This is a genomic window from Actinosynnema sp. NPDC059797 (genome assembly GCF_042732085.1).
GTDB lineage: Bacteria > Actinomycetota > Actinomycetes > Mycobacteriales > Pseudonocardiaceae > Actinosynnema.
On sequence record NZ_JBHWIE010000029.1, the window covers coordinates 12308 to 37196 of the forward strand.

Here is a 24889-nt window from a genome sequence, read left to right on the forward strand (position 1 = left end):
TTCAATCGCTGCTGGTTCCTCCCTGTTGATCAAACCATCTCGTCATCGAAGCGGCTATGGTTACGGTCGTGGTGCTGTCCGTGACCACGTTGGTCACCGAATTTACGCACATGTGTTCGACGTTCGTAGCGGTCGACACGGAACTGCGGTGGGAGGAAGATGGGAGGCGATTGGGAGGATTAAAGGTGAACGAACCGGAGTGGACTGCGATGAAGTGCGTTCAACTGCAACGCCGCCACCTGCTGATTTAGCGTTTGCGCAGTTCAGGCCATGATTTGGACAATTCTGGAGGAGGAACCTGCAACATATCGGTTGGTCAAGAGGTCGTCTCTTCAAGTTGACCTGAAGGCGACTCGTGATGTGCGACAAGACTGTACCGCGTCGCCTATAGCCGCGTTGGGTGCGGTGCTCGCTTTCTTCGGTGGTGATTCTTGCCTGTCCGTGGTGACGGCGTCTTGAGCTGTACAGGTCCGGATCGGTTCTGCTCGGTTGCCTCGCGGTTGCGGGTTCTGTGCTCCGGACAAGGTTGGCGCCGTTCTGCCGGTTGACCGCGGAGCGCACTCGTGCTGTCGCGTCACCTGGTGTTTCGACCTGCTCTCCGTCCTTCGCGACCGGTAGGTGCTTGCACTACCGTCGTTGGATGACGGACTGTGGCGCCGGGCTTCGGGAGGCTGCTTGACCGGGGAGGTTGCGGAGCACCGGAACGTGGTCTCGGGCGACGGTGGTAAGTGCGTTGTGGTGCAGGGCCGCGACATCAGGGGTGGTGTCGCCGTCACGGTTGAGTCGCCCAGGTCCTTATGGCGGGCGCCTCGGCAGTTGCCCCTGCCCGTGGCAGGATTCGTCGGACGCACCCCGGAACGGGAAGCCCTGGACGGGATGCTCGATGACGGCAGCGGTGCCGCGGTCATCTCCGCCTTGTCCGGGACGGCGGGGGTCGGCAAGACGGCGCTCGCCGTCCGCTGGGCCCACGACGTGCAGGACCGGTTTCCCGACGGGCAGTTGTACGTGGACCTGCGGGGGTACGACGCGCAGCCGCCCGTGTCGGCCGGTGAGGCTCTCGCCGGGTTCCTCCGCGCCTTGGGCGTCACTGCGGTGCCGGCCGATCCCGACGAACGAGCCGCGCTGTACCGGTCGTCGTTGGCCGGGCGTCGCGTGTTGGTTCTGCTGGACAACGCCCGCGACGCCGCCCAGGTGCTGCCGCTGCTGCCGGCGAGCCCGAGCTGCTTCGTCCTGGTGACCAGTCGGGACAGCCTGCCCGAACTGCGCGTCCGCTATCGCGCCCGCAAGGTCGACCTCGGGGTCTTGACCCTGGAGGAGTCGCTGACCATGCTGCGCGACTCGCTCGGGGACCGGGTGCGCCAGCACCCAGCGGACGCCGTCGAACTCGTCAACCGGTGCGCCAACCTGCCGCTCGCCCTGCGGATGGTCGCGGAGACGGCCGTTTCCCGCCCGCGGAGCACGCTGCGCCAGTTGGCGGGGGAGCTAGGGGACGAGGGCGAGAGCGACGTGGTGGCGGTCATCTCCTGGTCCGTCCGCCAGTTGGACGAACGCCGCGCCGCCGCATTCCGGATGCTCGGCCTGCACCCCGGGCGGGACTTCGACGCGACCACGCTGGCCGCGCTCGCCGGGGTGACCGTTAAGGAGGCCGAGCACCTGGTGGACGGCTTGGCGCGGGTGCACCTGATCGAAGAGGTGCACGACCAGCGCTTCCGCATGCACGACCTGCTGCGCAACCACGCGCGACGACTGGCCGCCGACATGGACCCGAGCGCCGCGCACATCGCGTTCTCCCGGCTGTTCGACCACTACCTGCACCTCAGCGGCTTGGCGGTGGAGGCCCTGGTCGGACCGGAGGTGACCCGGTCGTCGTTCGACTGGCTGCCGGCGCCCGCCACGCGGCCGCACGAGCCCGATGTGGCACGCGAGTGGATCGAGGACGAGATCGTCAACCTCGCCGCGGTCGCGGCCGAGGGGATAAGGAGAGGTGAGTACGACCTCACGCTGGGGTGCATGCTGCGCAACCTCGGCACTGCATACCGGCTCGTCGGCGACCTGCCCTCGGCGCTGCGCCAGTTCGGGCATGCGGCGGACCTGCTGGGACGGCGGCTGCCCGGTACCGCCAAGGGGATAGCGCTGGACCGCGCCGCGACCTTGCTCGCCGCCGGGCTGGCCTCCCAGGCGGAAGCCGTGCTCGCCCTCCACCGCCCCGACTTCACGCACCTGGAGGCCGCGGATGCCGATCACCAGCTCGCGATCGCCGCCCTGGTCAAGAGCGATCACGACCAGGCCCTCCGGCTCGCCGGTCGGGCACGACACGTGTTCTCCGCGCACGGCCGCGGCGAACTTGCCGCCGTCAGTGCACTGGTCCGGCTGACCGCTGCCGCGGCAGCTGCGGCAGCGGCTCCGGGCCACCGGTGGATCCCGGGGAGCGAGGAGCTGTCGGTCGTCGCCGAACTGGACCGCTGCGGGTTCCACGACGCCGCGGTCCTGGCCCGCCTGCTCGTCGTGCGGTTGCAGATCGCGGGAGGCGATCTGCGCGCGGCGGGCGAAGCGCTCGACGAGCACGAGCGCGAGGAGGGCGCGCCGATCGACATCGTGATACTCCGCGCGCTGTGTCGCATCGAACTCCTCATAGCCCAGGGAGACCCGACGCGGGCGCTGGCCGAGGCGCGGGTGGCCCTGGAGGGGATCGACCGGTCTGTAGGGCCGGTGCTCTGCCGTCCCCTGCTGGACGTGCACGACCGCCGCTTGACAGCTCTCACCTCGCGACTGGTGTCCAGCGCCCTCGATCCCTGGCAGGTCCTGGACGTCACCGAGCGGACCCGCGCCGGCGTGGCGCGCCAGGTGCCGACGCATGCCGCGCTGCACCCCGCGCTCACCGACAGGCTCACCCAGATCCGCTTCCTGACCCGCGCCATCGGCACGACATCGCGCGCCGACCCGACATGGGACGCCCTGCACCGGCGATTGGCGCGGATGCGGCGCGAAGCCGCCCTCCTCGGCTGGATGGAGCAGGCCCACGACCCGGTCGCACCGCAGCACCTCGCGACGCGCCTCGGCGCACGAGCGCTGATCGCCTTCACCGAGGCGTGGGACGGCCTGCTCGCCGTCGTCCTCGTCGACCACACCGCGACCGTCGTGCGCCTCGGCGACGTCGCCGGGTCGTTCGAAGACGTCCGGGGTCTGCATGCCGACCTCAACGCCATCGCACCCGACAACCTGCCCCGGTCCCTGGTCGACGTCATCGTCGCCTCGGCTCGTCACCGGGCGGCCCGGTTGGACGAGGTGCTGCTCGAACCCCTGGCGGACCGGATCGCCGACCGGGACCTCGTCGTCCTGCCTACCGGCGTGCTCCACGTCCTGCCCTGGTCGACGCTGCCCTCACTGCAGGGACGGGCGGTGGTGGTGGCGCCCTCCGCGACCGCCTGGGTCGAGCGGCACGACGACGATCGACGCGGGGACGGCCGGGTGGTCGTCGTCGCCGGCCCGAAGTCGACACCGGACGTGACGCGGCCACTGCGACACCACCACCGCGTCAACCTGCTCGCCAACGAACGCGCCCTCGCGGACGACGTGCTCTCCGCGATGGACAACGCGACGCTGGTCCACCTCGCCGCGTCCGGCGAGCACCAGCCCGAGAACACGGCCTTCTCCACCGTGCGGCTCCACGACCGCGCGGTCCACGCCCACGAGATCGGCGACCTCAAACAACCGCCGGACATCGTCCTGCTGGACGGTGCCAACCTCCAGGGCGGACAAGCCGGGGCCGGCGCCGAGATGCTTGGCTTCGCCGGCGGCTTGATCAAGGCCGGCGTGCGCACCGTTGTGGTCGCGGCGGCGCGCACCGGCATCGACACCGGCGCCGACGCGGTGCGCGAGTTCCATGCGGCCGTCGCCAGGGGCGAGTCCCCGGCCCGAGCGGTCGCCACGATCAACGCCCGGAACCCGCTACGCCGGACCTTCCTCTGCATCGGGCACGGATGACAGAGCGACTGCTCCCTGCCGAATCAGGCACCGTATGCAGGCTGCGAATCAAATCCACCTGTCGGGAGGTTCGAACGACACGGGTCAGGTGATCAGGTGGCATGCTGCCGTTGACGATCAGCAGCCATGGTCGTCCGTCCTCCCGCAGCGCGCTTGGGTAGCAGGCCGCCTCGTTGAGCCTGTCGGTGCTCAGATCTGCGAGTTCACCTGCTCATCCTGGACCGCCACTCGGGTTCATCTGCAGATTCGGAGGGTTTGGCGCGTCTTGGGGTGCCGGGTAACTGCACCGAGCTGTTGATCCACGGTGTGGTGCTGGCGTGCGTGGTGTGGGTGCTGCGCTATCAATGAGAGATGGTCGACCGAACCTCGGATGTCTTACCCCGTCGAGCGTTGGTGTGGAGCGCTGTCGTCATCGTCGGTGTCGCGGCGCTGCTGACCGCGGTGTTGTGGTTCGTCGGGACTTCTGGATTGACCGGTCGCGATCTGAGCGTCGCGAGACTGGATGCGGTCAAGATCGGATTGAGCGTCGCCGCAGCGTGTGGTGGGGCCGTTGCGCTCTACCTGGCGTGGCGCCGTCAGCGCTCCACGGAACAGGTCGCCGCCGACACCCGCCACGACAACGAGCAGCGCCGGGTGACCGACCTGTACACCAAGGCATCCGAGATGCTCGGGTCCGACCAGGCCGCGGTCCGGATGGCCGCCCTCTATGCCCTGGAACGGCTCGCCCAGGACCACCCTGATCAGCGTCGTCCGGTGGTCAGCGTGTTCTGCTCCTATCTGCGCATGCCCTATCTCGACCCCGACGAACGCCCCACACCGCGACAGCTGGAAGCGGGCGCCGAGCCGATCGGGGAACGGGACCGTCGGGAACGTCGACAGGAGGTCGAGGTCCGCTACGCCGTCCAGAGCCTCCTCCGCGCGCACGTCCACCGCCCACCGACGATCGAAGGTCAGCCCGTACCGGACTACTGGGGCGACGACCTGAACGTCTACCTTGGCAACGCCACCCTCATCAGCCCCAATTTCGAAGGCTGCCGCATCCACCCCAACACCCGCATGGCCAGCGTGACGATCATGGGTAACGCCTCGTTCGCCGATGCGGTCTTCACTGGCCCTACCTGGTTACGTGGAGCCACCTTCCGCGGCGACGTAATCCTTGACCGCGCCAGTTTCCGGTACCGGGCCAACTTCCGCTCCGCCACCTTCCACGGCAATGTGTCCTTCGCCGACGTCGAGGCACACGAGGGCATCGACCTCGATAACGCCACCACTCGTACCGACAAGACGACCACGTGGCCACCGGCGTGGCAACAGGAACCACCCAACGGAGACGACGGTTGGACCAAGCTCCAGAAGCGAGCCTGAGCGGGGACTGTAAGGCGAGTGGCTCTGGCGTACTTTCGGTGATGTCGCCCCAGGAAGATCCTGTGGCGTAGGAGGGAACACTCCGCGCGTGCGCGGAAGCAAGATCGTGTGCCGCTCGACAAGTCATTGCTGCTGGTCAAGTGACGTGTCCGTACTCGTTCATCAGACCGCCGAGGATGCGGGTGAGGACAGGGTCGTGGTCGTGTTCCCGACGTCTCGGATGGCTGGTCGGGAACCTTGTCCGTCGGTGGCCCGTTGAGAGGGTGACGGGCTTTCCCCGGTGGTCGCGGTGGGGAGCAGCGGTCTGTGATTGGCGCGGGTTGAGGTGTCTTCCTGCCGAGTGCTGTCCCCACTGGCGAACGCCACCGTCTCTGCGTGGTTCCCGACTTCGCTTGAAGTTTTGAGGGGCCATCTGAGCAGGGACGGGAGTCCGGTATGCCTTTGGAACTGTTGGTCGTGACCATCTCCGCCGGTGCGGGCATCGTTGCTGCGGTGATCAACGCCGTGGGCAGGATCGCCGCAGCCAGGCTGGCGCGGTCCAGGCGGGAGGCCGAGGTGGCCTCGAAGGAGTGAACAATGAGGGGCAGGGCGGGTCGCTGGGCCGGCTCGCCTACCGAACGTCGTTTCGGGCGGGCCGATCGAGATCCGCAACAAGCTGTCAGTTCGCCGTCTGTGGGATCTCCAGCTGTTGAGTCATCGCACCAGCGGGTCTACCAGAGCGCGAAGGTGACGTGGCGGCTCTGACCTGCGGCTTTAAGAGTCGTGGCTACGCCTTGACGGTCAAGTTGCGTCGGTGGCACAACTGTTGCGGCTGCAGCAGACCCACCTTCGTGCCGCAGCACCAGCAGTTCCACGTCCTTGGCCGCCGTCGATCGGCTGAGCAGGACCAGCCAGCTAACGAGCCGGACGAGGATCAGGTACAGCAGTCGTAGCGCCACGTCCCACGATCATGCTCCTACGGCTGATTCTGCGCGATCACCGCAGCTCAGTGCCCCTCAAGGCAGAGTTCTGGCACCCCACAGGGCCTGCGCGCGCTCGCCCGACGGTGGCAGTACTTTGAGCCTTTTTCATCGTGGTTGGCGGCGGGTCTCGATGTGGTGCAGGACGAGGATGGCCGCGATGATCTCGGTGGCCCGGCGTGGGCAGCATCGGAGCTTGGTCAGGACTTTCCAGCCCTTGAGCAGGGAGACGGCGCGTTCGCCGAGGGCGCGGATGCGGGCGTGTGCCCGGTTCACGGCCTTCTGGCCGCGTGACAGCCGCGGTCGTGTGACGTGGCGCTTGAACGGGGTGCGCACCGTGCCGCCCGCGCCTTGGTACGCCTTGTCGGCGAACGTGGTGACCTCATGTTCGGTCAGCACGTCGATCAGGCCGTGGGTGCGGGCCGCGGTGAGGTCGTGGACGGCGCCGGGCAGGGCCGGCGAGGCCCACACCAGCCGACCGGCCGGGTCGGCGGGGATCTGGACGTTGACGCCGTGGCGCCGGTGTTTGCCCGAGTAGTAGGGCTTCTGGTCCGCGACGCGGTCGATCGGGACCAGGGTGCCGTCGAGGATCGCGTAGGCCAGGCGGGCGGCCCGCTCACCGGCGGCGCGGAGGTCGTCGGCCAAGTCGGCGAGGAGGTCCACCGCTTCGCGGACGTAACGCCAGGCGGTGCTGCGGGAAACCTCGAAGCCTGCGGCGAGTCGGGCGTGGGTGTCGCCGTTGCGCAGGTGCGCGAGCACGAGCAGCGCCTGGCGGCCGGGCTCCAGACGCCGCCACCGGGACCGGCGCCGTGCCCGCTCGGCGCGGATGAGATCGGCCAGGCGGACGAGGGTGTGATTGGACAGCGGAATCGCGGCGGGGTAAGACAGCACGGCGAGGCTCCCGGTTGGGGCATCGGATCTTGGTCGACTGCTGTCTTACCGGGAGCCTCGCCCACCGCGCTCCCACCGCTCAGCCTGTGCCGTGACCTGCGACGTCACGATGAAAACGGCTCTTTGATCGGGAAGTACGCGACAGCGACAACGCCATCGAACTCCTGACCCGCCAGACCGTTCCCGGACTGCTCGCCTAACCCGGAATCGACCCGATCTGCGCCGCTCAACTCCTGGTCACCGCAGGCGACAACCCCTGTGGGTCACCGGGAGGTTGGGCGTGTTCCGGCGGCGCGTGTGCGGTAGCGTTCAGCCCCGTCTGGGTCGCCAAGGTCGGAGCATAGCTGCGCCAAGGCGTCGAGTACACGCGCCGAACGCGGGTACGGCTGTTCGGTGACGATATTGAGCGTCTGTTCCAACGAGATTTTGGCTTCCGATAGTCGGCCGAGCCGGTGCAGTGCCAGCCCGCGTAGATAGCCTGCGTCGCTTTGCGTGCTCATCGCATGGGTCTTACGCGCCAGATCCGTCGCCTCGTCGACCGCCTCTAGCACCTCCATCCATCGGCCTAACTCCACCAGGTTATCGCCGATTCGTACCAGCAGGACGGCGGTCATCTCGTCCCGCATGGTCGATGCCAACTTAAACTGGCCTGAGCGCACAGTGGCCACCAAGCGTTGGTAAAGCTCGACTGCCTCGTTGTGGCGTCGTAGGTCGTAGAGCACCTGTCCGAGGTGGATCGAGCAGATGAGCCCGCCCAGTGGGTAGTCGGCTTCGCCGAACAGCTGCCGTGCTCGCTGTGCGCTAGTCTGCGATTGTTCCAGTTGTCCTAAACGCAGTTCCGTGATCGCGCGGTAGAACATCGCCCATGCCTGTTCCCGCGTATCGCCCGCAGTTAAGGCTGCCCGCCATGCCTGGTCGTGCAGTGTCAGTGCGTCGTGGTAGCGGCGTAGCAGCACCGCCAAGGTCCAGGTCAGGAAGTTCAGTTGCACGGCCTCGTCCCGCGTGCTGTTCAGCGCCCGCGCTGCAGCCACACCGGCAGTGAACACCTGTTCCCAGATTTGACCATGCCCGCGCTGGTCGGAATACCAGTGCACGGCCGTAGCTAATGCCAGCACCTCGGTATGCATCCCGGTAGTGGTGGCCCAGCGCAGCGCGCCGAGCCAATTCGCGGTCTCGGCGGCCAGCCATGTGTCGGCGTCGTCAAATCCACCCAGCGGGCCTGACGGGGTTTGCCGTGCGTCCGGGCCGAAGAATTGGGCTGCGGTCGTCGCGGTGGACAGCAGCCACGTCGCCATCCGGCGGGTGGCGCGTTCGACTAGCCGCGCGGGTTCCTCCTCGGCCAGTCGTTCGCTCGCAAAGACCCGGATTAGATCGTGAAACAGATACCGGCCAGGCACCGCCGCAGTATCCAGCAGGCTCATGTCCACCAACTCCTCCAGCACCTCCTCTGCGGCGGACCGGTCCATGGCCGACAGCGTCGCGGCGATCTGAGGGGTGAAGTCCGCGCCCGGTACCAGCGACAGCCTGCGGAACACCATCGCAGCCTCACCGTTCAACTGCCGGTAGGACATCTCGAACGCGGTGCGCACGCGCAGATCGCCCGAAGTCAGCGCGGACAGCCTGCGCCGTTGATCCCTGAGTCTGTCCGCCAGGTGCTTCACGGTCCACCCAGGGCGGGCAGCCAGTCGATTGCCAGCAATCCGTAAAGCCAGTGGCAGGCGCCCACACAACTCAACGACCTGCAGGGCCTCCGCTGGTTCGCAGGCCACCCGTTCCCGACTCGCGATCGAGGCCAGCAGTTCCATCGATGCGCCCGGCGTCAGCACCTCCAGCCTTAGCCGGACCTGCGCCTCCATCCCGCCCAGTACCTGCCTGCTGGTCACAAGCACCAGCGACCCCGCCCCGGTGGCCAGCAGCGGCCGCAGTTGTGCCTCGTCCGCAGCATTGTCCAATACCACCAGCATCCGCCTATCCGCAGTCATGCTGCGGAATAGGGCGATGCGGGCATCGGTATGAGAAGGGATGGCAGCAGACTTGATTCCTAGAGCCAAGAGGAAATCATGGATGACCACTCCGGGATCCACAGTTTCGGTGTCGGTACTGAAGCCCCGTAGATCTACAAACAACTCTCCATCGGGAAAGCGATCCCGATTGCGGTGGCCCCAGTGCAGGGCCAGCGCGGTCTTGCCGACACCGGCCGTGCCCGCGATCACTGCTACCACTACCGCGTCGGCCGTCGGAATGTCTACGGCCGCCTCAAGCCAGCGCAACTGCTCATTACGGCCCACCAGGGACGCGGGCGCGACGGGCAACTGCCGGGGCACCCGGCCACCATAATCAGGCGCAACCGATTTCGCCAGCCGGTCAAGTACAGTTGAATCCGCAGGGTAGGGATGGTCAGGTAGGGCGATCCAAACAGTCTCTCGGACTTCTTTCACCGTGACCTCAAACGGTCGGAAGGTCGCCGGATCCAACACCGCAGAGTGGCGGACCACCTCGTCGAAGACCCACCGTGACACCACCAACGCAACCAGACCGAGCGAGTCAGCGAGTGCCCGCTTCACGGGCAGTGCGTCTAGCAGTCGGAAGGCGGTGGTTACGGCCGTCGAGGTGACACCGTGGCGATCAAAGACTACCTCACCGGCATGCACTGCCAGACGTAATCGTACTTGCTGGGCTGCTGGACTGATGTCGTTGTGCGCCCGCAGGGCCCGTACCAACGCAGTCGGCAGCACCTCCACCAACGGCGTCTTGGCATAGCGGGGCTCTACCAGCACAAATACGCCGTCACCGCGGTCCTCGTGGTAACAGTCCCCCCACGGCACCCCTGCCGCTTGTAACCCGTCGGCGACGACCCTGTACAGACCGGCCCTGGTGGCCACCTGGTGGGGCAGCGTTCGGCGCGGATCGCCGAACCCCTCCACGTCCACTACGACGATCGTGCGGTGCACCGCTTGCGCTGACTCCACCATGCCAGCCTCCAACCACTGCCCAGAGGGCTCCGACCACCCAGTTCTACCGCTTAGTGCCCGTTTCTGAGCTACTCGGGTCGGGTGAGTCGGCGGCTGGTGATGCGGATCATGGACCAGCGGACCATCGCCTCGTGGTGGTGGCAGAGTCGTTCGTAGTCGCGGACGCAGCGGCGGTGTCCTGTGATCCACGCCAGGGTCCGCTCGACCACCCACCGCCTCGGCAGCACGGTGAAGTGCGGCAGATCGGGGCGTCGGACGATTTCCACCAGCAATCCGAGTGTTCTGCGGGTCCAGTCGAGCAGAGTGCCGGTGTAGCCGCCGTCGGCCCACACCAGCGCGGCGCGTTCGCCGGCGGTGTCGCGCAGGCGTCGCAGCAGGCTGCGGGCGGCGACCCGGTCCTGCGTCGAGGCCGGGGTCACCAGCACCGCCAACAACAGTCCCGTGGTGTCGACGACGACGTGGCGCTTGCGGCCCTGCACCTTCTTGCCGCCGTCCCAGCCGCGGGTGGCCCGGTCGACGGTCTCGGCGGCACGCACCGACTGCGAGTCCATGACCGCCGCCGACGGCGCCGCCACCCGGCCCTCCGCAAGGCGGACGCGGTCGCGCAACGCGTCGAGCAGCCGCTGCGACGCACCGACCTTCTCCCAGGCGGCGAAACGCTTGTAGACCGTCGGCCACGGCGGGAAGTCCGCGGGCAGGGCCCTCCACTTGATGCCGTTGTCGACCACGTACAGGATCGCGTCCACGATCAAGCGGCGGCAATGCTTTTCCCACTGTCCGCCCCGGCCGGCCAGACACGCCGGATCGGGCAACAGCGGGTCGAGCTCGGCCCACTGGGCGTCGGTGACGTCGGTGGGATACCGGCTCGTCCGTCGGGCGGGCTGGTGAGAGGCCGCCAGACGGCAGCAGAGGGCACCCGCGGTGGACCCGCTCGCGGGGATCGGGCACGATAACAACGGAACTCCTGGCAGAGCGGCGCTTCGACAACGTCCGATCTACCAGGAGTTCCCTCGTCTGCGCACCAACGGGCTCTCACCTGCGCAAGCTCAGAAACAGGCACTTACACCACAAGCACCGCATCTCGCCGATCGCGGACATTGGAGTACTCGAGGAGGGATGGACCACTTGATTTTCGCACATGTGTTCGACGGCCGTAGCGGTCGACATAAGCCTGCGGTGGGAGGAAGATGGGAGACGCTTGGGAGGATTCAAGGAGAATGAATCGGGGCGAACCGTGATGAAGTGCATTCAACTGCACCGTCGCCACCTGCCGATTTAGTGTTTTCGCAGGTCAGGCCATGATTTGGGCAATTCTGGGGGAGGAGTCTGCAACATATCGGTTGGTCAAGTGGTCGCGGCTTCGGCTTCGGCTGAAGGCGACTCGTGGTGTGCGGTGAGACTGTATCGCTTTGCCCGCGTGGGTGCCGTCTGAGGTTCTTGGTCGGCGTGGTGGTCTTGGATCGCATGGTGTCGCGGTAGGCCGGGGTCTCGATGAGCGGGGCCGAGTATGGGTCGGGTTCCGGTTTGGCGGTGGGCAGCTTGAGGGTGGCGGCCCGGTCTGATCGGTGGACGTCGCGAGGGCTTCCGTCTTGCGGAGGGCGGTCTCGGGCATGTCGTCGGTGCTGGCGCGGCTTCACCGGGTCTGTCTTCCTGGAGGCGGACCACGAGGGTGCCGGTCCTCTGCTTCGGTGATCGGTCGTTGGTGTTGGCGTCGGTGGGTATGTAGTCGGCTCGTTGGCGTGCCACTCGGCCGAGCGGTGGTCTTCTGCTGGGGCCCACGTGCTTGTTCGTGGTGTGGATCACCCCCGGTGGGGCATATGTGATCGTTTGTCACCCGTTTGGTGCTGTGGTCGGGTGTGGGTGGTTGTGCATGCTTCAGCGGCTGATGGGTTGCGTGTCGTCGGGGGGCGCGCGCTGACCTTGGGGGGAACCACCTGTGCACGCTCGCCGTATGGCGGCGCGCGGCTTCGTGCTGCGCGCTGTGATCCCTGTCGTGTCGACGGTCCTGTTGTCCACTGTGGTGGGATCGGTACCGGCGGTCGCCGAACCTCCTCCGTGCGCCACCGTTGAGCAGGATGCGGGTGCGGCGGGGGAGATGGCGCGTCGGTGTGGTGCCAGGGTGGAGATCCTGGGTGCTCGTACCGAGACCGCGCAGACCTTCGCGCGTCCGGAGGGTGGTTACACGACCGAGGAGTCGACCGAGCCTCGTTGGGCGCGCGGTGCCGACGGTGCGTGGACGCCGGTCGACCTGACGTTGGAGGTGTCGGCGCAGGGCGTGGTGGTGCCGAGGGCGTCGGTGTTGCCGGTGGAGTTCTCCGGTGGTGGGTCGGGGCCGGTGGCGCGGTTGCGTGACGGTGACCGCGAGGTGGCGTTGACGTGGCCGGGTGGAGCGTTGCCGGAGCCGGTGCTGTCGGGGACGGCGGTGACCTATCCGGAGGTGTTGCCGGGGGTGGACCTGCGGTTCACCGCCTCGGCGCTGGGGTTCTCCCAAGTGCTGGTGGTCAAGACGCGGGAGGCCGCGGAGCACCCGGTGTTGGACGCGGTGCGGTTCGACCTGGCCGCCAGCGGGGTGAGCGTGTCCGAGTCCGGTGCGGGCGGGTTGGTGGCCCAGGATCCGGCGGGGGAGGTGGTGTTCACCTCGCCGGTGCCGGTGATGTGGGACTCCGGCCCGACCCCGACCCCGACCCCGACCCAGGCGCGGGCGGCGGTCGCGGAGTCCGGTGAGCCGCGTCGGGTGGCGATGCCCGTCAGCGTCGAGGACGGGCAGCTGACCGTGGTGCCCGACAGCGCGATGTTGGCCGATCCGGGGACGACCTACCCGGTCTACATCGACCCGTCGTGGACGGGGCGGATCCGGGACAACGCGTGGACCACGGTGTTGGAGCGCTCGGACGTGGCGGGCACGTCGTTCTGGCAGAACAACAACGCGCTGACCCACTCCGATCTCAAGGGCGGTGCGGGTGCGGGGCGCACGTGCGACAGCATCAGCGTGTCCAACACCTGTTTGAGCGCGCAGTATCGGGTGCGGTCGTTCTTCCGGATGGACCTGTCGCAGGTGCAGGGCACGGTCATCTACGGGGCGTCGTTGCGGTTGCAGCAGCAGTGGACCTGGACGTGCAACCCGAGCAGCAACGCGGGGGTGTGGCTGACCAACGACATCAGCCCCGCCACGACCTGGAACAACCAGCCTTGGTGGGACGACGCGTGGACCGCATCGGCCCCGGCCAACCACCGGGCGGACGCCGCCTACGGCTGTCTGGGCAGCGGTGACGTCGAGTTCGACGTCACCCACATGGTGCGGCGCGGCGTGCAGAACCAGTGGAGCTTCCTGACGATGGGGCTGCGCGCGTGGGACGAGGGCACGGTCAACCAGTGGAAGCGGTTCGACGCCGCCACCCCGGTGCTGGCCATCGACTACAACACCCCCGCCAACACCCCGGACTCGCTGACCGCCGACGGGCGGGCGTGCGCGACCGGCGCGGGGCGGCCGTTCGTGCCCACGGCGACCCCGACCCTGCGGGCGAGGGTGAGCGACAACGACGCGGCCGACGGCCTGCTGGCCCGCTTCGACGTCGCGCGGGTGCGTGAGGACGGCTCGCACGCGCCGATCCTGTGGACGACCGAGCGCTACCCGCTGTCCAACGGCGCCACCGCCGACGCCACCCCGCCCATGCCGTCCGGGCTGCCCTCGGGTGTGTTGGACGGCTCGGACACGCTGCTGGCGGCGGGGGACTGGGACAACGACGGGCACGCTGACGCCATCGCCCGCGACAGCGCGGGCGTGCTGTACCTGTTCCCCGGCAACGGAACCCGGCTCGGGGCGCGGTTACGGATCGGCCTGGGCGGCTGGTCCCCGTACACGATCGCCGGCGTCGCCGACTGGGACAACGACGGCAACCCCGACCTGCTCGCCCGCAACCCCGCCGGCGAGCTGCTGCTCTACCCCGGCCAGGGCACGCGCAGCGCGCCGCAGGCGCCGGTGAGGATCGGTTCCGGTTTCGGCGGCTACACCTTCGCCGGTGTCGCGGACTGGGACAACGACGGCCACACCGACCTCGTCGCACGCCTGGACTCCACCGGCCTGCTGTACCTGTTCCCCGGTGACGGCACCCGCGCCGACCGCACGACCTGGGCGCGTTCCTACCTGGGGGAGGGGTGGACCGGGTTCCGCTACTACGGCGTGGCCGACCGCACCGGCGACAACAAGCCCGACATCTACGCGGTGACCGACGGCGACGGCAAGCTGTGGCTCTACCCCGGCAGCGGAACCCGCTCCCCCTACACCGGCACGCCCTTCCGCCACCTGATCGGCAACGGCGGCTGGCAGAACGCCACCGCCGCGGTCATCCCGACCACCACCGGCGACCCGGCCCCGGACCTGATCGCCCACGTGCCCGGCCAGGGCAACCGCTGGCTGCTCTACCCCGGCGTCGTCGGCACCGGCGAAGGCGGCGCACCCACCCCGACCGCGGGCGTGGGCCTGGCCGACGGCGTCTACGCCTACCGCGCCGCCGCCTCCGACGGCACCGCCTGGACCACCCCCTCCGGGTGGTGCGAGTTCGCCGTCGACCTCACCGACCCCACCGCACCCGCGGTCACGGCACAGGTCTACAAGCCGACCGGGTGCCCGCCGGAGGGCTGCGGCTCGCTGGGCGTGGCCGACACCTTCACCTTCACCAGCTCACCGGACGTCGTCTCCTACCGGTGGGGCTTCACCGACCCACCCTCGATGACAGTGCTCGCCCCTTCAATGGGTGCGGCGGTGTCGGTGCGTTGGACCCCGCCCTCGGCGGGAGCCAAGACGCTCTACGTCAAGGCCATCGACCGCGCCGGACGCACCAGCCAACGCACCTACCAGTTCACCGTCGCCGGAGCGGTCGACCACATCGGGCAGTGGATGTTCGGCGACGACCCTGCCTACGACGTGACCGGGAACGGGCGTGACCTGGTCCTGACGGGTGTCGTCCCAGGTCTGCCGAGTCAGACGGTCGGCGGCGAGGCCGCGGCCGGTTTCGCCGGCACCGGGTTCGGCGTGACGCCCAAGCTGCTGGACACCACCCGCGGCTTCTCGGTGTCGGCGTGGGTGAAGCTCGCGCCGGGCACCACGGGCAGCCGTACCGTGATCAGCCAGCAGGGCACGACCACTGCGGCGTTCCGTCTGGGCTACGACGGCGTGGACGGCAAGTGGGTGTTCTCGCGAGCCGAGGCGGACACCGCGAGCCCGACTTATCGGACGGCGCGGTCCGACGCTCCGGTGGCACGTGGTGTCTGGACGCACCTGATCGGCACCTACGATGCGTTCAACAGCGAAGTCCGGCTCTACGTCGACGGCGCGCTCCAACGCACCATCGACGTGGCCACCGCGGGCTTCGACGCGTCGGGTGAGCTGTGGGTGGGTCGACGCCTTCTCAACGGCACCCCAGCGGAAGCGTGGACCGGCGAGCTGCTCGACGTGCGCGCGTGGGACCGGACGCTGACGCACCCGGAGGCGGAGACCCTCGTCGACCCCGAGCAGGCGAGCACCGTCGGCAAGTGGGAGTTCAACGAGATCGCGGGTACGACCGCCCACGACACCTCCCGTTACGTCCACGACCTCGCTCTGACGCTCGCTCCCGGGGCGAGCTGGGGGCTTGGTGTCCAGCGGGGTGGCCTGCACCTGAACGGAACGGGCTCGGCCAACAGCGGAGAGCAGGTCCTCAACACCGATCAGTCCTTCTCGGTCGACGTGTGGGCAAGGCTGGCCGAGGCCGGCGCGCAACGAACGATCATGGTGCAGCGAGGCCCGTCGGGGATCGATCCGTTCGCCTTGCGCTACGACGGCGGCAAATGGGTGGCCGAGATGCCCAACGCGCCGACCAACCCCACCACGTGGTGGCGTGCGTCCTCGACGGCGGACGCGGCGGTCAACACCTGGACGCACCTGACCGCGGCCTACGACGCCTCGACACGAACCCTGCGTCTATGGGTGAACGACGTGCTGCAGGGCACGACCACCGGCGTGATCGGCTGGAACTCCACCGGAGTGCTGTCGGTCGGCCGCGGCAGCGCAGGCGCCTACTGGTTCGGCGACATCGACGAGCTGAAGGTGCACCAAGGCGTCCTGGAAGGCGCGCCGCTGACCACCACCGCGCCGACCGGCGCCTCGGTCTCCGGCGACGCCCGCGCGGAGATCATCCGAGTCGACGCAGGCGGCGAGGTCTGGGCGTTCCAGAACGTCAACGGCAGCTACCCCGGGGCGGCCCAACACATCGGCTGGGGGTGGACCCCGGAACGCACCTGGTTCACCGACCTCGACGGCGACGGACGCACCGAGATCATCGGCCTGAACACCGACGGCACGATCCGCGCCTACCCGAACGTCAACGGCCTCAACGGCTTCCCGTTCGGCACCGGCATCCTGGTGGGCACCGCATCCTCCACCGACCCCGTCCGCCTGCGGTTCGCCGACCTCGACGGCGACGGCCGCGCCGAGCGGATCTCGCTCGACCCGGACGGCCGGGTCCGCGCCTACCGCAACCTCTACGGCATGAACGCCCTGGGCCGGTCCACCGCGTTCGCCACCACCCCGGTGATCGTCGCGGTGACCTCCCACACCCCGGACCGGATCCGCTTCGCCGACATCGACGGCGACCACCGGGCCGAGTTCATCACCGTCAACGACGACCGCACCGTCTCCGGCTACCGCAACCAAGCCGGGCTGGGCTACCGCACCTTCGACGAACCCCAGGAGATCGGCATCGACTGGGAACCCGCCCGCACCCGCTTCGCCGACCTCACCGGCGACGGACGTGCCGAGATCATCGCGGTGCGCCCGGACGGCACCGTCTGGTCCTACCTCAACATCAACGGCCTCAACGGCTTCCCCTACGGGGGCAGCACCCAGGTCGGTCACGGCTGGCACGAACCCGCCCGAGCGTTCTTCGGCTGATCACCACTGGGAGACATGTGATGCGCACACCGAACTTCCGCCGCGGGTTGGCCGTCATGCTGGTCGCCATCCTCACCTCGACCCTCGTCACGGCGCTGCCCGCCGCGGCGGCGCCCTACCAGCCGCCCAAGCCGCAGCGGGAGCGACCGGTCGAGGGCGACTGGGCCGCTCCCGCTCCCGACCAGCAGGTGCGGACCGGCAAGCCGTTCAGCGCACCGGCGCCGGTGTGGCCCGACGCGGGCACCGTCGAGGTGTCGGGTGCCGAAGCCAGGACCGCGAACAGGCGACCGGTTCGCATCACCCCCACCGACAAGGGTGGGGGGAGGGCGAAGGTCGAGACGTTCGACCGGGAGAGAACACGGGCGGCCGGGATCGAAGGGCTGCTGTTCCGGGTGTCCGGTGGCGCGAAGGTCGAGGTCGACTACTCCCGGTTCCGCTGGGCCTACGGCGGCGACTGGGCCGCGCGCCTGAAGCTGGTCCGGCTGCCGGACTGCGCGCTGTCCACACCGGATGAACCGAAGTGCCGCGGCGAGGTCGTCCCGTCGTACAACGACACCGGCAGCGGCGTGGTGATGGCTTCGCACGCGACTCCCGAAGCCGGTGCGCTGATGGCGTTGACCGCCGGCACGTCCAGCGGTTCCGGGACGTTCACGGCGACCAGCCTGTCCCCGTCGGCGACCTGGGCGGCCGGTGGCAACACCGGTGAGTTCACCTGGAGCTACTCCATGCGGGTGCCGCCGTCACTGGGCGGTCCCGCCCCGTCGCTCGCGCTGTCGTACTCCTCGTCCAGCGTGGACGGCCGCATGGCCGCGTCGAACAACCAGCCGTCCTGGATCGGTGAGGGGTTCGAGTTTGCGAACAACTTCATCGAGCGCAAGTACAAGTCGTGCTCCGAGGACATGGAGGACGGCGCGCTCAACACCGTGAAGACGGGTGACCGCTGCTGGGCCACCGACAACGCGACATTGTCGATGGAGGGCCGCGCCGGCGAGCTGATCAAGGACGGCACGAACCCGAACCGCTGGCACCTGCGCAACGACGACGGCACGTTCGTCGAGCGCCGCACGGGCGCGGGCAACGGCGTCCACGGCGGCGAGCACTGGGTCGTGACCACCACCACGGGCATGCAGTACTGGTTCGGCCGCGCCACCCAGTCCACCCTCGCCGTCCCGGTGGCGGGCAACCACGCGGGCGAGCCGTGCAAGGCGGGCACCTTCGCCGCGTCGTTCTGCACGCAGGCCTACCGGTGGAACCTGGACCACGTCGTGGACCTGCACGGCAACACGATGAGCTACACCTACGGCAAGGAGACCAACAAGTACGCCCGCAACGGCTCCACCACCGACCTGGCGACCTACGACCGGGCCTCCCACCTCCAGCGGATCGACTACGGCACCCGCACCGACCGCACCGAGGACGCGCCCATGCAGGTCGTGTTCGACACCGCCGACCGGTGCCTGGCCGACTGCGGCGTCCACGACGCCCAGCACTGGCCGGACGTGCCGTGGGATCGGGAGTGCACCGCGAGCCCCTGCACCACCCGCTCCCCGACGTTCTGGACCACCAAGCGCCTCGCCGCGGTGACCACCAAGGTCGGCGGCAACCCGGTGGAGAAGTGGACGCTGACCCACTCCTTCCCCGACCCCGGTGACGGCACCCGCGCCGGGCTGTGGCTGGAGAAGATCGCGCACGAGGGCCTGGTCGGCGGCTCGGCCACGGTCCCCGACATCACCTTCGAGGGCGTGCAGCTGTCCAACCGCGTCGACACCCACTCCGACCAGCACGCCGCGATGAAGTGGTGGCGCGTCAAGAGGGTCATCAGCGAAACCGGCGGCCGGCTCGACGTGACCTACTCCCAGCCCGACTGCGTGCCCGCCTCCCGGATGCCGAACGCGGCCGCGTTGCACGACAACGCCCTGCGCTGCTACCCGGTCCGCTGGACCCCGGAGGGCAACCAGGACCCCATCCTCGACTACTTCCACAAGTACGTCGTCACCGACATCCTCGAAACGGACATGACCGGTGGCGGCACTTCGGTGCCCACGCACTACGACTACGTCGGCAACGCGGCCTGGCGCCACGCCGACGACGACGGCCTGGCCGAGGCCGAGGACCTGACCTGGTCGGTGTGGCGCGGCTACGAAAAGGTGCGCGTCACCAAGGGGCGCGACGCCGAACGCACCTCCACCGAGACCCGCTACTTCCGCGGCATGCACGGCGACAAACTCCCCACCGGCACCCGGCCCGCGGTCCTGCCCGCCATCGCGATCGGCTCCGTCCCGGAGGCCGTCGACGAGAACGCCTTCGCCGGCACTCCGCGCGAGGAGATCGTCTACAACGGCCCCGGTGGCGCCGAGGTTTCCGCCACCGTCACACAGCCCTGGCAGTCCCCGCCCACGGCCAGCCGGACCATTAACGGCAGCACCGTTCACGCCCGGCACACCGGCATCGCCGCAACCTACACGCGCACCGCGCTCGACGCCGGTCGCGGTCACCGCACCACCAGCGTCCACACCACCTTCGACGACACCTACGGTGACACCGTCCGCAGCGAGGACCGCGGCGACGTCGCCGTGTCCGGCGACGAGAAGTGCGAGCTGATCGACTACGCCCGCGATACCGGGACGTGGTTCGTCGGCGCGGTGTCGCGCAAACGCGGCTTCACCGTCGACTGCGCCACCGCCCAGGCCGGCGGTGTGCCCGACGCCGACGTCGTCTCCGACGACAGGACTTACTACGACAACCAGGGCCTCGGGGTGCCGCCGGTCAAGGGCGACATCACCAAGGTCGAGTCGCTGAAGTCCCACACCGGTGGTGTCTCGACGTACCTGACCGACGCGGTCGGCGAGTACGACGCCTACGGCCGCGTCACGAAGGTCACCGACCTCAAGGGCACCAGCAGGACCGCCTACACCCCGACGGCAGGCGGTCCGGTCACCGGCACCACCACGACCAACGCGGCCGGCTGGGTCACCACCACGACCCTGCAACCGGCCTGGGGCTCGCCCACCCTGATCGTCGACCCGAACCGGCAACTGACGGAGGTCGACTACGACCCGTTCGGGCGGGTGACGGCGGTCTGGAAGCCCGGCTACTCCCGTGCTAGCGGGAACCCCTCCACGAAGTACTCGTACTCGGTCCGCCGCACCGCGCCGTCGGTGACGACCACGCAGACCTTCAACGCCGCCGCTACCTACACCACCACCTACGAGGTTTTCGACAGCCTGCTGAGGCCTCGCCAGACCCAACGGCTGGACGCCTCCGGCGGCAGTCAGAACGCCGTCGTGACCGACACGTTCTACGACAGCGCCGGCCGGGTCGCCCGCGTCAACAACCCCTACCTCGGCACGAAACCGCCGGCGGCCCAGCTGTACGTGCCGTCGACCCAGCCTCCCGAGGTCGTCCCGAGCGTGGTCACCACCGCCTACGACGGCGCCGGCCGCGTCGTCGAGGAGGCGCTCAAGAAGAACGCCCCAGTCGCCAGCCCCGGTGGCGAACTCGTGCACCGCATCACCACCGCCTACGCCGGCGACCGCGTCGACGTGACACCGCCCGCCGGTGGCGTGGTGTCCTCCAGCCTGACCGACACCCTGGGCCGCACGACCGAGCTGCGGCACTACCACGCCGGAGTCGCCGCGGGCAGCGCCACGGGCTTCGACAAGATCGCCTACACCTACGACCGGCTGGACCGGCTCAAGACCGTGGTCGACCCCGGCGGCAAGCGCTGGGAGTACGACTACGACCTGCGCGGCCGGCAGATCCGCTCCCTCGACCCCGACAAGGGCACCACGACGTCGGTCTACGACGACGCCGGACAGCTGACCTCCACCACCGACAGCCGCGGTCAGACCCTGGCCCACACCTACGACGTGCTCGGCCGCCGGACCAGCATGCGCAACGACACCACCACCGGGCCCCTGCGCGCCGAGTGGACCTACGACACCCTCTCCAGCGGGGAGACGTTCTACGGGCACCAGATCAAGTCCACCCGCTGGATCGGCGCCGACGCCTACACCAAGGAGCACTTCAGCTTCAACCACGACGGCAACCCGATCAGCACTACCTACACCATCCCCGCCGTCGAGGGCGGCCTGGCCGGCAGCTACAACTACGTCAACACCTACGGCGCCGCCGGCGCACCGTCCGCGTCGCGCATCCCCGCTGTTGCCGACCTCAAGCGCGAAACGCTCGGCTACCGCTACGACAATCTCGGCCAGTTCACGGCCGTGCGCACCGGCTACGGCACCTACGAAACCGACTTCGTCGCCGCCACCACCTACACCGCCTTCGGCGAGCTGGCCGCCTACACCCTGCACAGCGACCGCAACACCGTCGACATCGTCCGCGACTACGACACCACAACCCGGCGCCTGAAGCAGATCTGGACCTCGAAACAACTCGCGCCCACCGACGTCGCCAAGGTCAACTACGAGTACGACCCCTACGGCAACCTCACCAAGATCTCCGACACCGTCAGCGGGGACACCCAGTGCTTCCGCACCGACCACCTGCAACGCCTGACCGAAGCCTGGACTCCGGCGTCCAAGGACTGCACCCAGAACCCGACCACCGCAGGCCTCGGCGGTCCCGCGAAGTACCGGCACTCCTACACCTACAACGCCGCGGGTGACCGGACCACGCTGGTCGAGCACGGCACCACCAGCGGAGACCGGACCACCACCTACACCCCGAAGTCCGGTACCCACGCCGTCGCCGGCACCTCCACCACCGACACCACCGGCACCCGCACCGCCGCCTACACCTACGACGCGACCGGCAACACCACCTCGCGCCCCTCGTCCAACGGCACCCAGACCCTCACCTGGGACCGCGAAGGCCACCTGGCCACCTCCACCGACGCCTCCGGCGAAACCTCCTTCACCTACGACGCCGACGGCCAACGCCTGATCCGCCGCGACCCAGGCGGCCGGACCCTGTACCTGCCCGGCCAGGAACTGCGCGTCTCCACCTCGGGCGTCAAGACCTGCACCCGCTACTACACCTACCTCGGTCAGCCGATCGCCATGCGGGTCTACAACCAGTCCCCGGTAGGCGGCATCACCTGGATCTCCGCGGACCGCCACGGCACCGCCGAGATCACCATCGCCAACGACCCCGCCCAAACCGTCGGCATCCGCCGCACCCTGCCCTTCGGCGACGTGCGCGGTGGCAACGGCACCTGGCCCCAGAAGCTGGACAAGGGCTTCGTCGGCGGCACCATCGACAACACCGGCCTCATCCACCTCGGCGCCCGCGAATATGACTCCGCCCTCGGCCGGTTCATCTCCGTCGATCCGCTCATGGACCTGACCGACCCGCAGTCCATGCACGGCTACGCCTACGCCAACAACAACCCGCTCACCTTCACCGACCCCGCGGGCCTGGCGTCCTACATGTGCCCCGACGGCATATGCAACGGCCGCAAGACCGCCAACGGCCTCGGACACGACAACACCGGCCCGGCCCCGACCACGGTGTCCGTCAGCAACTCGACCGCACCGGCCCCCCAGCAGGGCTGTCACAACAGCAGCTACGCGGCACTGCCCTGCGGTTCCGGAACCAGCACTGGATCGCAGTACAGCTACGGGCCGTGCCCGAGTTGCAACCAGCCGATGACCCGGGAGAAGTTGCAGTTCCTGATCGACGTCATCGGCACCTTCGTGCCTGGGCTCGGTGACGCAGCCGACGTCTTCAACTGCGGCATCCACGTCGGCCACAAAGAATACGGCGACGCGACCATGTCCTGCGGGGCCGCCGTGCCCATCCTCGGCATCGCCGCAGGCCTGGTCAAACTCGCCAAGGGCGGCAAGAAGCTCGCCGACGGCGCTGACGAGGCCAAAACCGCGGCCAAGTGCCCTAACAGCTTCACCGGCGACACCCACGTGCTCATGGCTGACGGCACGACCAAACGTATCGACGAGATCAAGGTCGGCGACAAGGTCGCCAACAACGAGCCCGGCGGCGAGGACCTCGAAGCACACGAGGTGGTCGCCGTTCACATCACCGACGCCGACAAGGACTACGTCGACCTCACCATCGCAACACCGGACGGCCCGAAGACGATCCGTGCGACCGCCCACCACCCTTTCTTCAACGCCGGTGAGGGTGTCTGGGAAGACGCGGCCGACCTGACCGTCGACGAAGAACTCGCCACACCTGGGAATGGGCGGGCGAGCGTGGTTGGCGTATACCATTACGGTGCCAACCTGCGAACGTACAACCTCGCGGTTGATGCCATCCACACGTACTATGTGGTCGCCGGCAACGAACCGATTCTCGTACACAACTGCAGTGGTGCCATTATTGACCCTGGCAAGTTCGACTATATGTTCGGCAATGTTACCTCCAATTCGCATAACGCTGCTCGGTCGGCACAGAATAAGGAGCAGTTTGCTAGAATTGGTGTGCATAACACTAGTGAAGGTCGCGAGCTTCTTCAATCGCACTTCGATGAAGTGGTAAGGTCTGCCTCGAACGTCGTGGACACTTACGGGAACGATTTCGGCGAATTTCAGGTTCGAGATTCGCTGTTCGCTGGTCCAGGTGGGTTTTTGCTTCTTGAGACCACCTGGCAGGTGACCAATGACGGTCTTCGCTTGACAACGGTTATTCCTCGTGGAGGTAGGTAGTGGAATTCAAGCGGTTCGTGGTTCCGTCGGATGAGTATCTTATTGATGTGCTGGGCGTTTCTTCTGAGGAAGTTGAGGGGGAGGTGGCTGCGCGCCTCCTGCGGCTAACCTCTGTCTCTGGAGAGGACGTCCTTATTTCATATGACGTTCCGGGTCGTTCCTTTCGGGTTCAAATTTCGTCGGGGGGTACGAAGTACCTTGATTTGCTGCGTGAGTCGGCAACGGAGTTCTCTATCGCTGTAGAGAATGGTGAATTTCATGTGCGCGTGACGCTTGAATCTATGGATTTGATTGGCGAGCTAGAAATTCTGGTGGGCGACGAAATTGTTGTGCGGGATAAATTGTTGATGGCGTAGGGGTGTTGAGTGAAAAATCTCCATTTTCCCGCATGGTGGAATAATGGACTTGTGGGGCTTGAAAGTAACCGCGAACGATGCGCAGCTGGCGCTACCAACTGCGCGGGAAGCGTCAGTTCTTGTGGGTAAGTTGGTCGGCGTTGTAGGCGCGAGACGTGGACATGGCGCTCGAGGTCGGCGCTGTGCGTGCCGGAAGTGTCATCTGTGCAAGTTGGACAGCGTGTATGGGAACGGTCGGTCCATCGCTGCGGCGTTGCGTCGGGCGGGTCGTCGCCGGTTCCGGGTCCATGCAGTAGGCCGTGTTCTGGTAAGGGTAGCCGCTGAAGGCATCGCAATGCCCCGGTAGGGGTGTTTTGGGTGGCTGTATTATCACGCTGGTGCCCGGCAGGTGCAGGAAGTGATCGTCAAGTCCACATGCGAGTGTGGCAGGTGGATTGCTCAGCTTGTACGCCTGCGCCGCAGGGGTAGGACAGTGTGATCACGCCAACTGTGAGCGGCATGGCCGTATCACCAAAACGCTTAATCCTGGTGGAGTCTGGTTACTTGACGACCGCACATGTGTTCGACGGCCGTGGCGGTCGACATCGGCCTGTGGTGGGAGGGGGATGGGAGGCGATTGGGAGGATTCAAGGAGAATGAACCGAAGTGAACCGCGATGAAGTACGTTCAACTGCACTGTCGCCACCTGTTGATTTAGTGTTTCCGCAGGTCAGGGCATGATTTGGACAATTCTGGGGATTAAGGGGTCGCAAGTTCGAATCCTGTCCCGCTCGGCGCAACGTCGCCGGACCGCTGCTCGCCGATG

10 protein-coding genes are annotated in these 24889 nt (G+C 67.8%); 6 read left to right on the forward strand and 4 right to left on the reverse strand.

The genetic code is table 11. The annotated features are described in order from the left end of the window. The first annotated feature begins 828 nt into the window (after nucleotides 1-828). The 3 genes from ACFV4N_RS11260 (at nucleotide 829) to ACFV4N_RS11270 (ending at nucleotide 5922) form a co-directional block, all read left to right on the forward strand. A complete protein-coding gene (locus tag ACFV4N_RS11260) occupies nucleotides 829-3984 on the forward strand; it encodes a CHAT domain-containing protein (RefSeq protein WP_499672365.1) in 3156 nt (1051 codons plus the stop codon). Nucleotides 3985-4335: 351 nt separating this feature from the next. Further along, on the forward strand, nucleotides 4336-5349 hold the full coding sequence (locus ACFV4N_RS11265; protein WP_499672366.1) for a pentapeptide repeat-containing protein: 1014 nt from the start codon (nucleotides 4336-4338) through the stop codon (nucleotides 5347-5349). A 435-nt stretch (nucleotides 5350-5784) separates the two neighbouring features. Next, nucleotides 5785-5922 (forward strand): hypothetical protein, encoded by a 138-nt coding sequence (locus ACFV4N_RS11270; RefSeq protein WP_499672367.1) that lies wholly within the window; start codon nucleotides 5785-5787, stop codon nucleotides 5920-5922. Between the two features lie 137 nt (nucleotides 5923-6059). On the opposite strand, the gene ACFV4N_RS11275 is transcribed toward ACFV4N_RS11270, so the two are convergent. From ACFV4N_RS11275 to ACFV4N_RS11290, 4 genes are all read right to left on the reverse strand, one after another. Next, nucleotides 6060-6287 (reverse strand): hypothetical protein, encoded by a 228-nt coding sequence (locus ACFV4N_RS11275; RefSeq protein ID WP_499672368.1) that lies wholly within the window; start codon nucleotides 6285-6287, stop codon nucleotides 6060-6062. A gap of 129 nt (nucleotides 6288-6416) precedes the next feature. After that, nucleotides 6417-7199, reverse strand: coding sequence for a transposase family protein (locus ACFV4N_RS11280; RefSeq protein ID WP_499672369.1), 783 nt, complete (start codon nucleotides 7197-7199; stop codon nucleotides 6417-6419). 263 nt (nucleotides 7200-7462) lie between these two features. Then, nucleotides 7463-10171, reverse strand: coding sequence for an ATP-binding protein (locus ACFV4N_RS11285; RefSeq protein ID WP_499672370.1), 2709 nt, complete (start codon nucleotides 10169-10171; stop codon nucleotides 7463-7465). 68 nt (nucleotides 10172-10239) lie between these two features. After that, nucleotides 10240-11127, reverse strand: a complete 888-nt coding sequence (locus tag ACFV4N_RS11290; protein WP_499672371.1) for an IS5 family transposase — start codon at nucleotides 11125-11127, stop codon at nucleotides 10240-10242. A gap of 1163 nt (nucleotides 11128-12290) precedes the next feature. Here ACFV4N_RS11290 and ACFV4N_RS11295 point away from each other — a divergent pair. Genes ACFV4N_RS11295 through ACFV4N_RS11305 form a run of 3 tightly spaced genes read left to right on the forward strand, consistent with a single transcriptional unit; the run spans nucleotide 12291 to nucleotide 24084 of the window. Continuing rightward, nucleotides 12291-17099: a LamG-like jellyroll fold domain-containing protein gene (locus tag ACFV4N_RS11295; protein WP_499672372.1), complete on the forward strand. Its 4809-nt coding sequence runs from the start codon at nucleotides 12291-12293 to the stop codon at nucleotides 17097-17099. Nucleotides 17100-17119: 20 nt separating this feature from the next. Beyond that, nucleotides 17120-23728, forward strand: a complete 6609-nt coding sequence (locus ACFV4N_RS11300) for an RHS repeat-associated core domain-containing protein (protein ID WP_499672373.1) — start codon at nucleotides 17120-17122, stop codon at nucleotides 23726-23728. Further along, on the forward strand, nucleotides 23728-24084 hold the full coding sequence (locus ACFV4N_RS11305; protein WP_499672374.1) for a hypothetical protein: 357 nt from the start codon (nucleotides 23728-23730) through the stop codon (nucleotides 24082-24084). Before ACFV4N_RS11300 ends, ACFV4N_RS11305 begins: the two co-directional genes overlap by 1 nt. Nucleotides 24085-24889 lie beyond the last annotated feature (805 nt).